A 9227-nucleotide genomic window follows, 5' to 3' on the forward strand; every position below is an offset into this window, starting at 1 on the left:
CCCTGGGCACCGGGGAACACCGCGGCATTGAGCTTCTTCTCGATCTCCGGGTTGGCCTTGGCCAGGATCAGGCCGCCGCGCGGGCCGCGCAGGGTCTTGTGGGTGGTGGTGGTGACCACGTCGGCGAACGGAATCGGGTTGGGGTACAGGCCGGCGGCGACCAGGCCGGCGACGTGGGCCATGTCGACGAACAGCAGGGCACCGACCTTGTCGGCGATGGCGCGAAAACGCGGGAAATCCAGGGTCTTGGAGTAGGCGCTGAAGCCGGCGACTATCATCTTCGGCTTATGCTCGACGGCCAGGCGCTCGACTTCGTCGTAATCGATCAGACCGGTGGTGGTATCGATGCCGTACTGCACGGCGTTGTACAGCTTGCCGGAGGAGCTGACCTTGGAACCATGGGTCAGGTGGCCGCCGTGGGCCAGGCTCATGCCGAGGATGGTGTCGCCGGCATTGATCAGGGCCAGGTACACCGCGCTGTTGGCCGAAGAGCCGGAGTGTGGCTGGACGTTGGCGAAATCGGCACCGAACAGCTGCTTGGCGCGGTCGATGGCCAGCTGCTCGACCACGTCGACGTGCTCGCAGCCACCGTAGTAGCGCTTGCCCGGATAGCCTTCGGCGTACTTGTTGGTCAGGCCGCTGCCCTGGGCCTGCATGACCCGCTTGCTGGTGTAGTTTTCCGAGGCGATCAGCTCGATGTGATGCTCCTGACGGCGCTCCTCGGCATCCATGGCGCTGAGCAGTTCGTCGTCGTAGCCTTGAATCTGGTCTTGTTTGCTGAACATCGCTGATCTCCTGCGGTGCCACGTCGTGGCGCCTTTGTGTCGGAATAGGGGGCGGAATCGGGGTTGAACCCTTGTGCAGCCGATGGTATGACTCGCCCTGAACAGCCAGATGCCTATCTACGCCATGGGAGGTTGCGTTTGCGACATGCGCGTCGGCAACAGGTCGCTGTCGGTCATGCGAGTATTTCGCCGCGACCCGACCGAGCCCCGTGCAACGCAGCCGGGGCCGTCAGCGCAGCCAGTATTCGCGCACAGCCGCGAGCAGGAGAAAGTGCCCGGGATAGAACAGGTAGGCCCAGCGGCGTACCGGCGGAACACGGATCTGCAGCGACTGGCGCAGCAGCCAGAGACCGAACAGCGGCGCCAGGGCGCAGCTGAGGATCACCGCCCAGGCAAAGGGCTCGCCGCGCGCCGCGTCGACATAGAAGGGCGGCCAGTAATTGGCCAGCAGGCTCAGCAGCAGCGGCCAGACCCAGGCCGGATGGGGGCGCTTCAATGCATAGACGAACGCCGCCGGCAGTAGCGCCCCGGCGACGCCGAACATCAGCCAGGGGTGGGCGACAACGGCCAGCAGCAGGGCGCCGATGGCCAGCCAGCGCGCCTGGCCGCTGGGCTGCTGCACACCGCTGGCAATCAGCAGGCCGAGGACCAGGGTCGGCAGCACATTGAGCGATTGCGGCGCCTGCACCAACAGGCGATACGGCCACTCGGAAAGCAGCGAGAACAGCAGCAACAGACCGAGATAGCGCAACGGTACCGGCAGGCGCGGGCGCGCCGCCGGCCGCACCAGGTTGGCGGCGATGGCCAGGCAGAACAGCGGGAAGGCCAGGCGCCCGGGAATATAGAGGGCGTAAAGCGGCGGCCAGACATGCCGCAGGTGATCGATCGACATGCTCAGCAGCGCCAGCCACTTGAGCAGATCCAGCGCGGCATCACGCGGACGGCTGGCCAGGGCTGGGGAAGGGGTCGACATGGCGGCGCTCATCGGTTGGCGTTTAGCAGGCCGTTGAAAAACTACCTACGTTGCCGATACGGCGTTAAAAACAGGCTCGGCTGCCTCGCCTACGTTTTTCAACGGCCTGTTAGGCGAAGGTACTCCATATGGCGTGGCATGGCCGCACGACCTGCGCGAATCGCGACCGACACAGCGCCTGGAATAAACAAGATGTCGCCGCGGCGTGCTCCCCGCGCCAGACACCGGGGTAAAGTAGCGCCAGTGCCGATGACCCAATGAACAGAAGGAACGAGCCATGTCCGACTCATCGCAACAGTTCGCCAGCGACAACTATTCCGGCATCTGTCCGGAAGCCTGGGCCGCCATGGCCGAGGCCAATCGCGGCCATGACCGCGCATACGGCGACGACCAGTGGACGGCGCGCGCCGCCGACCATTTCCGTCAGCTGTTCGAAACCGACTGCGAAGTGTTCTTCGCCTTCAACGGCACCGCGGCCAACTCCCTGGCCCTGGCGGCGCTGTGCCAGAGCTACCACAGCGTGATCTGCTCGGACACCGCCCACGTCGAGACCGACGAATGTGGCGCCCCGGAGTTCTTCTCCAACGGCTCCAAGCTGCTGCTGGCGCAGACCGAGGATGGCAAGCTGACGCCGGCGGCGATCCGCGAGATCGCCCTCAAACGCCAGGATATCCACTACCCCAAACCGCGGGTGGTGACCCTGACCCAGGCCACCGAGGTCGGCACTGTCTATCGCCCCGAAGAGATCCGCGCGATCAGCGCCACCTGCCGCGAACTGGGCCTCAACCTGCACATGGACGGCGCGCGCTTCTCCAACGCCTGCGCCTTTCTCGGCTGCAGCCCGGCCGAACTGACCTGGAAGGCCGGGGTCGACGTGCTCTGCTTCGGCGGCACCAAGAACGGCATGGCGGTGGGCGAGGCCATCCTGTTCTTCAACAAGGCGCTGGCTGAGGATTTTGACTACCGCTGCAAGCAGGCCGGCCAACTCGCCTCGAAGATGCGCTACCTGTCCGCGCCCTGGGTCGGCCTGCTGCAGAGCGACGCCTGGTTGAAATACGGGCGGCATGCCAACCAGTGCGCGCGGCTGCTCGCCGAGCTGGTCGACGATGTGCCGGGCATCAGCCTGATGTTCCCGGTGGAAGCCAACGGCGTGTTCCTGCAGATGTCCGAAGCGGCCTTGGAAAACCTGCGCGCCAAAGGCTGGCGTTTCTACACCTTCATCGGCGCCGGCGGTGCGCGCTTCATGTGCTCCTGGGACACCGAAGAAGAGCGGGTGCGCGAGCTGGCGGCGGATATCCGCATGGCCATGGCGGCGGGATAGGGCTTGCCTCGTCCGCCGGCTGTCGACAAATTTACATTTAATAGCAGCAGGTTGACCCGATCTTGCGCGCGGAAACTATGCGGCGGGCTGTAGTTGAGCTGTTCATTCCCTGCTAGCCCTGCCGGCGTTGATCAAAAAACAGTCGATGCCGCTGCTGCTCGATCAGCGGGGCGAGCCTGTGACTTTGCTCAGTCATTTTCCCCGGGGCCTGCGGGGCAACCGACCACCTACCTTGACAGGGGGAAGTCGGGAACCTAGACCAAAACAAGTCACGGCAAATAGCCCTGCCTGACACCGAGAGGAAAGCACCCATGCCCCGGCTTGTGGGGGAGAGTCCGCTTCTAGGCGTCTGTCCCCTTTCACCCCGCACTCGCGCGCGACTCGCCCCCTTTCCCAGATATTCCGGTTCTCCTTCCTGCGTGTTGCGCGCGTCGCATATCCAGGGAGTACCCCATGAACGACACCTTTGATCTGCAGCGTCGGCAACTGCTACTGGGCAGCGCCGGAGCAGTCGCTTCGGCCGGCCTGTTCGGATTCAGCCCGCTCAGCCTGGCGGCCGAGATGCCGCTGCCGGACTACGTCAACTGGAAGAATCCCGCGGCGTTGATCGTGCACAGCGCCAACACCCTGGAAACCAGGCGCGAGGCGATCGGCACCAGTATCGTCACCTCCAACGAGCAGTTGTTCGTGCGCAACAACCTGCCGGCACCGGATCCCGCCATCGTTGCCGACCCTGACGCCTGGACGGTCGCCTTCCAGGGCGTGAAGAACCCGCGCAGCATGACCCTGGGCGAACTCAAGAACCTCGGCGTCGAGACCGTGGCCTGCGTGCTGCAGTGCTCGGGCAACGGTCGCGCGTTCTTCCCCCACGGCGCTAGCGGTACCCCGTGGACGGTGGGTGCGGCCGGTTGCGTGTTCTGGAGCGGGGTGCCGGTCAGCGCCGTGGTCGATGCGCTCGGTGGCATTGGCGATGGTTTGGAGTACATGACCAGCACCGGTGGCGAGACTTTGCCCGCCGGTATCGAACCGAAAGATCTGCTGGTCGAGCGTTCGGTGCCGTTGCGCGCGCTGGAGCACGCCATCCTCGCCTGGGAGTTGAATGGCGAGCCCTTGTCCCTGGCGCACGGCGGCCCGTTGCGCCTGGTGGTGCCCGGCTATTACGGGGTGAACAACATCAAGTACGTCAAGCAGGTGGCTTTCACCGCCGCGCAAACCGATGCCAAGATCCAGGCCTCCGGCTACCGCATCCGTCCGGTCGGCCAGGGTGGCGCGCCCGATCAGCCGTCAATGTGGGAGATGAGCGTCAAGTCCTGGATCACCCAGCCGCTGCACCAGGCCAAGGCCGGAAGGGTGCGGATCCAGGGTGTGGCGTTCGGTGGGGCCAGGGCGGTGCAGGGGGTCGAAGTATCCCTGGACGCTGGCAAGAACTGGCAGATGGCGCGCTTCGTCGGCCCGGATCTGGGGCCCTTCGCCTGGCGGCCGTTCGTGTTGATCGCCGAACTCAAGCCGGGGCGCTACACCTTGGCCAGCCGGGCGATCGATGCCCAGGGTGCCGTGCAGCCCGAGGAGCGCCTGGATAATGAGCGCGGCTACGGCCACAATGGCTGGCAGGATCATGCCGTCAGCCTTGTGGTGGTCTGAGTCGATGGCGAGGTTGGCGTTCGTCTTGGCCAGCCTGCTCGCTATGGTGCAGGCGGACGCCGGTGATGCGCGTCTGGCGCTTGGTCGACAGGTGTTCATCGAGCAGGCGCAGCCGTCCTGCAGCCTCTGCCACAGTCTGCGCGAAGCAGGTGCCGGCGGCGTCATCGGCCCCGATCTGGATCAGCTCAAGCCGAGCGTCGAGCGAGTCGCGGCGGCGGTACAGGGTGGTGTCGGCGTGATGCCGAGCTTTGCCGCATCGCTCAGCGCGCAGCAGATCGACGCGGTGGCCCACTATGTGGCTCAGGTGGCCGGGCAGTGAACCCCGTACCCCGACAAGTATCGCTACGGATCGGCACCGGCAGAGGATGACTAGCGAGCATGAAGAGCAGCGAAGCGATTTATCGAGAAGCCCTGGAGCAGTTGCAGCGGCTGATCGAGCAGGCCACCGCACAGGGTGTTGACGAGGCTCATGCCGCCGCGTTGGCGACGGCGGATCGCTACGCCCACCCGTCCGTGCGCATGGTCTACATCGTTGCGGTCGAGGAGCCGGGGCTGCTGTTCTTCGCCAATACCGAGAGCGGCAAGGGCCAGCAGCTCATCGACAATCCGCGCGCGTCGCTGTGCTTCTTCTGGCGCGAGTTGCAGGAACAGGTGACGCTCGAAGGCGACGTCATCCGGCAGTCCGTTGAGGCCTCGGACAACTACTGGCGCAAGCGGGCGCGCGAGACACAATTGGCAGCCTGGGTGCTGCCGCAGGGGGCTCCTGCGGCAGAAAAAGGCGAGGCGCGCCGGCAGGTGCGCCAACTTGAACAGGCTCTGGGTTTCGAGCCGGTGCCACGCAGTCCGAACTGGTGCGCCTTCCGTCTTCAGCCTGAGCGCATCGAGTTCTGGCCATCCGGCTGGCAACGCATGCGTGAGCGTGTCAGGTACCTGAAAGACGCGGATGGGCTATGGACTGAGGCGGTGATCACCCCCTGAGTTGCTCAGGGGTGTGATCTAAACGTCTTGCCCGATCAATAGTCGATGACCACGTCGCCCTGGGGCACGCTGCAGCACGAGAGGATATAACCTTCGGCTACGTCCTCGTCGGTGATCCCGCCATTATGCTCCATGCTCACCTCGCCAGCGGTCTTCATTACCTTGCAAGTGCCGCAGATGCCCATCCCGCAGGCCTTGGGGATGTGCAGGCCGAGCTTGGCCGCAGCGGCATGCACGGTTTCTCCGGGGTTGATGCGAATGCTCTTGCCGGTGCTGGTGAACTCGACCTGATGCTGGTCGGCGATCGGCACCGGCGGCGCGTCGGCGGCCTCCGCGGCCAGTTCCTTGACCTCCTCGCGGATATCTGCAGGCGTCGCGCCAAAGGACTCCTCATGGTAGCGACGCATGTCATAGCCGTTGCTCTCGAGCAGGCGCTTGATTGCGTGCATGTACGGGGTCGGGCCGCAGCAGAAGACTTCCCGTTCCATGAAATCCGGGGCGATCAGTTCGAGCATGCGCTGGTTCAGGTAGCCGCGGTAACCTGACCAGGTTTCACCGAGTTCGTATTTTTCGCAGATCAGGTGCAGTTTGAAATTCTCGATGCGCGACGCCATGTGGCGCAGTTCGCGGTGGTAGATGATGTCCTTGGGCGTGCGCGCGCTGTGCACGAAGACCATGTCGATATTGCCGTTGGTGTCGAAGAACCAGCGCGACATGGACATCACCGGGGTAATGCCGACACCGCCGCTGAGGAACAGCACCTTGTCCGTCGGGAAGTCGATGGCGTTGAACAGGCCGACCGGGCCGTGTACGGCCAGTTCGTCGCCTTCCTTGAGGTTGTCGTGCAACCAGTTGGAGACCTTGCCACCCGGTACTCGTTTAATGGTGATGGAGAAGCTGTAGGGTACCGAGGGCGAGCTGGAGATGGTGTAGGAGCGCATGATCGGCTGCCCGTCGATCTCCAGCTCCAGGGTGACGAATTGGCCGGGCTTGAAGAAGAACAGCACCGGTTGTTCGGCCATGAAGCAGAAGGTGCGCACATCCCAGGTTTCCTGGATGGCTTTGACGCAGCGCACCAGGTGGCGACCGTTGCTCCAGGTCTGAGTGGTAACGGGATTGAAGAAATCGTTCGACATGGTCGGTCTCTCGCGCGCTGCGGCCTGACGTTGGCCTATTGCGATGGATTGTGCGCAACGGTCAGCGTGTTCATTTATCCATGAGCGACATTTACATGCTTATCACGACCTGTCGCTAGGGGCGGGGCTTTCAGCGTCGGAAACGGATGTGGCCATGTCGCCCATGGATAAGGTTAGCGTTGCATCCATCGCCACACTCAACTCCAGCCGAACAACTGGATAAGAGCGTCCGACTCTCTCGATTCCGCATAAGAACCGCCATTCGGCAGGCGGCTTGCGGAGGTTCAGTCACGTCGCCTTTTGTAGCAACCGAAACAGCCACTTTTTGCGGCGCTCGCACAGCGAGCCGCCATTGAGGAGTTACCGATGGACGTCACTTCTACCCTGGGTCTGGGCGATCCCCTGGAACCGGCACGCAAGGCCACCGCCGAGATGCTGCAGAGCCGCGAGCGGACCTTTTCGTTGCCGCAGCCCTTTTACAGCGACGAGCGTCTGTTCCAGATCGACATGCAGGAAATCTTCCACAAGGAATGGCTGATCGCCGGCATGACCTGCGAGATCCCGGCCAAGGGCAACTACCTGACCCTGCAGATCGGCGATAACCCGATCATTGTCATTCGCGGCGCCGAAGGTGTGGTGCATGCCTTCCACAACGTCTGCCGCCACCGCGGTTCGCGTCTGTGTACCAGCGACAAGGGCAAGGTGGCCAAGCTGGTTTGCCCATACCATCAGTGGACCTACGAGATCGACGGCCGCCTCTTGTTCGCCGGCACCGAGATGGGCGCCGACTTCGATATGAAGGACTACGGCCTCAAGCCGGTGCAGTGCAAAACCGCGGGCGGCTACATCTTCATCTCCCTGGCCGAAACTCCGCCGGCGATCGACGAGTTCCTCGCTACCCTGGCCCATTACATGGAGCCCTACGACATGGAGAACACCAAGGTGGCGGTGCAGTCCACCTTGGTGGAGAAGGCCAACTGGAAGCTGGTCCTGGAGAACAACCGCGAGTGCTACCACTGCAACGGTGCGCACCCGGAGTTGCTCAATACCCTGCTGGAGTGGGATGACGTCACCGATCCGCGCGCCAGCCAGGCGTTCAAGGACCACGTCGCCGAGTCCGCCGCCAAGTGGGACGCAGAGAAGATTCCCTACGCCCACGCCAGCTTCGGCCTGCGTAACCGCATCGTGCGCATGCCGCTGCTCAAGGGCACCGTGTCCATGACCATGGATGGCAAGCAAGGCAGCAAGAAACTCATGGGTCGCATCCAGAACCCCGACCTCGGCTCCATGCGTATCCTCCATCTGCCGCACTCCTGGAACCACTGTATGGGCGATCACCTCATCGTCTTCACCGTCTGGCCAATCAGTGCCCAGGAAACCATGGTCACCACCAAGTGGATAGTGCACAAGGACGCAGTGGAAGGCGTCGACTACGATGTGGCGCGCCTGCGTCAGGTATGGGACGCGACCAACGACCAGGATCGTCGCCTGGCCGAGGAAAACCAGCGCGGCATCAATTCCACGGCCTATCAGCCCGGGCCGTACTCGAAAACCTACGAGTTTGGTGTGGTCAACTTTATCGATTGGTACAGCGAGCGCCTGCTCAACAACCTCGGTGCCGCCCCGGCAGCCCATCTGCGCCAGATCAACGACTGACTGTTGCTGCCAGCCCGCCTGTGCGGGCTGGTGCGTTTGTGGAGGCGAACTGATGTCGATTGGCCTGGGGCTGGTTATTCTGCTGACCTTATATAGTGGTTTCGCCAGTTGGCGCATCCGGCGTGCTGCGCCGCCTGCAGGCCAGACAGAGCGCCTACATATAGTGCGAACTCCACGGTTCTGACCCCAGCCTGAACGACATGGTCGCAACGGCCTTGATTCACAGCGAGAATTAGAGGGGGCTGTGTGGACAGCCGCGGCCGGCAACTAGCTTCTAATAAAGGCTTGACGTAGTTTCTTTCGGGCCTATAATGCGCACCTCTTCAGGCGCACGCCTCTCTGCAAATCTCTTGTAAAACAAGAGGTTAGCGTAAAAAGAGGGGTTGCAAAGGGGCGAAAGCCGTGTAGAATGCGCCGGGCTGACAAGGTGGTGGTTTGGGCTTGTCGGTGATTCGGTCGAGGTGATCGGAAGCGGTAAAAGAGGTGGTTGACAGCGGTTTGAAACGCTGTAGAATTCGCCTCCCGCTGACGAGATGCCAGAAGCTGATCGGAGGCGCAAGCGGTTGAGTAGAAAAGTTTTCTTCGGAAAAGAACTTCGAAAAACAACTTGACGGAAAGATGAGGTGCTGTAGAATGCGCGCCTCGGTTGAGACGAAAGGCTCAGCCACTGCTCTTTAACAACTGAATCAAGCAATTCGTGTGGGTGCTTGTGAGGTAAGACTGCTAGTCGCAAGATT

8 protein-coding genes are annotated in these 9227 nt (G+C 62.9%); 5 read left to right on the plus strand and 3 right to left on the minus strand.

The annotated features are described in order from the left end of the window. A partial coding sequence (locus tag BM315_RS23370) for a serine hydroxymethyltransferase (RefSeq protein WP_141124023.1) occupies positions 1 to 785 on the minus strand: 785 nt, incomplete at its 3' end. A 229-nt stretch (positions 786 to 1014) separates the two neighbouring features. Beyond that, positions 1015 to 1758, minus strand: coding sequence for a TraX family protein (locus BM315_RS23375; RefSeq protein WP_090506009.1), 744 nt, complete (start codon positions 1756 to 1758; stop codon positions 1015 to 1017). 277 nt (positions 1759 to 2035) lie between these two features. Between BM315_RS23375 and BM315_RS23380 the strand changes: the two genes are divergently transcribed. The 4 genes from BM315_RS23380 (at position 2036) to BM315_RS23395 (ending at position 5698) form a co-directional block, all read left to right on the plus strand. Then, positions 2036 to 3079, plus strand: a complete 1044-nt coding sequence (locus BM315_RS23380) for a threonine aldolase family protein (RefSeq protein WP_090506011.1) — start codon at positions 2036 to 2038, stop codon at positions 3077 to 3079. A 453-nt stretch (positions 3080 to 3532) separates the two neighbouring features. Continuing rightward, a complete protein-coding gene (gene sorT, locus BM315_RS23385; RefSeq protein ID WP_090506013.1) occupies positions 3533 to 4720 on the plus strand; it encodes a SorT family sulfite dehydrogenase catalytic subunit in 1188 nt (395 codons plus the stop codon). 4 nt (positions 4721 to 4724) lie between these two features. Beyond that, entirely contained in the window at positions 4725 to 5039 is a 315-nt protein-coding gene (gene sorU / locus BM315_RS23390) for a SorU family sulfite dehydrogenase c-type cytochrome subunit (protein WP_090506015.1), read from the plus strand. 59 nt (positions 5040 to 5098) lie between these two features. After that, on the plus strand, positions 5099 to 5698 hold the full coding sequence (locus BM315_RS23395) for a pyridoxine/pyridoxamine 5'-phosphate oxidase (RefSeq protein WP_090506017.1): 600 nt from the start codon (positions 5099 to 5101) through the stop codon (positions 5696 to 5698). 35 nt (positions 5699 to 5733) lie between these two features. Here BM315_RS23395 and gbcB read toward each other — a convergent pair whose 3' ends face one another. Beyond that, a complete protein-coding gene (gbcB, locus tag BM315_RS23400; protein WP_090506021.1) occupies positions 5734 to 6834 on the minus strand; it encodes a glycine-betaine demethylase subunit GbcB in 1101 nt (366 codons plus the stop codon). 366 nt (positions 6835 to 7200) lie between these two features. Between gbcB and gbcA the strand changes: the two genes are divergently transcribed. After that, a complete protein-coding gene (gene gbcA, locus BM315_RS23405; protein WP_090506023.1) occupies positions 7201 to 8490 on the plus strand; it encodes a glycine-betaine demethylase subunit GbcA in 1290 nt (429 codons plus the stop codon). Positions 8491 to 9227: the final 737 nt, after the last annotated feature.

This window comes from Pseudomonas borbori, from assembly GCF_900115555.1.
Taxonomy (GTDB): domain Bacteria; phylum Pseudomonadota; class Gammaproteobacteria; order Pseudomonadales; family Pseudomonadaceae; genus Aquipseudomonas; species Aquipseudomonas borbori.

Excerpts from the sequence above, each read along its gene's own strand:
- BM315_RS23375 (WP_090506009.1), bottom strand. The coding sequence starts at position 1,758 with ATGTCGACCCCTTCCCCAGCCCTGGCCAGCCGTCCGCGTGATGCCGCG.
- BM315_RS23380 (WP_090506011.1), top strand. The coding sequence starts at position 2,036 with ATGTCCGACTCATCGCAACAGTTCGCCAGCGACAACTATTCCGGCATC.
- gbcA (WP_090506023.1), top strand. The coding sequence starts at position 7,201 with ATGGACGTCACTTCTACCCTGGGTCTGGGCGATCCCCTGGAACCGGCA.
- BM315_RS23395 (WP_090506017.1), top strand. The coding sequence starts at position 5,099 with ATGAAGAGCAGCGAAGCGATTTATCGAGAAGCCCTGGAGCAGTTGCAG.
- sorT (WP_090506013.1), top strand. The coding sequence starts at position 3,533 with ATGAACGACACCTTTGATCTGCAGCGTCGGCAACTGCTACTGGGCAGC.
- sorU (WP_090506015.1), top strand. The coding sequence starts at position 4,725 with ATGGCGAGGTTGGCGTTCGTCTTGGCCAGCCTGCTCGCTATGGTGCAG.
- gbcB (WP_090506021.1), bottom strand. The coding sequence starts at position 6,834 with ATGTCGAACGATTTCTTCAATCCCGTTACCACTCAGACCTGGAGCAAC.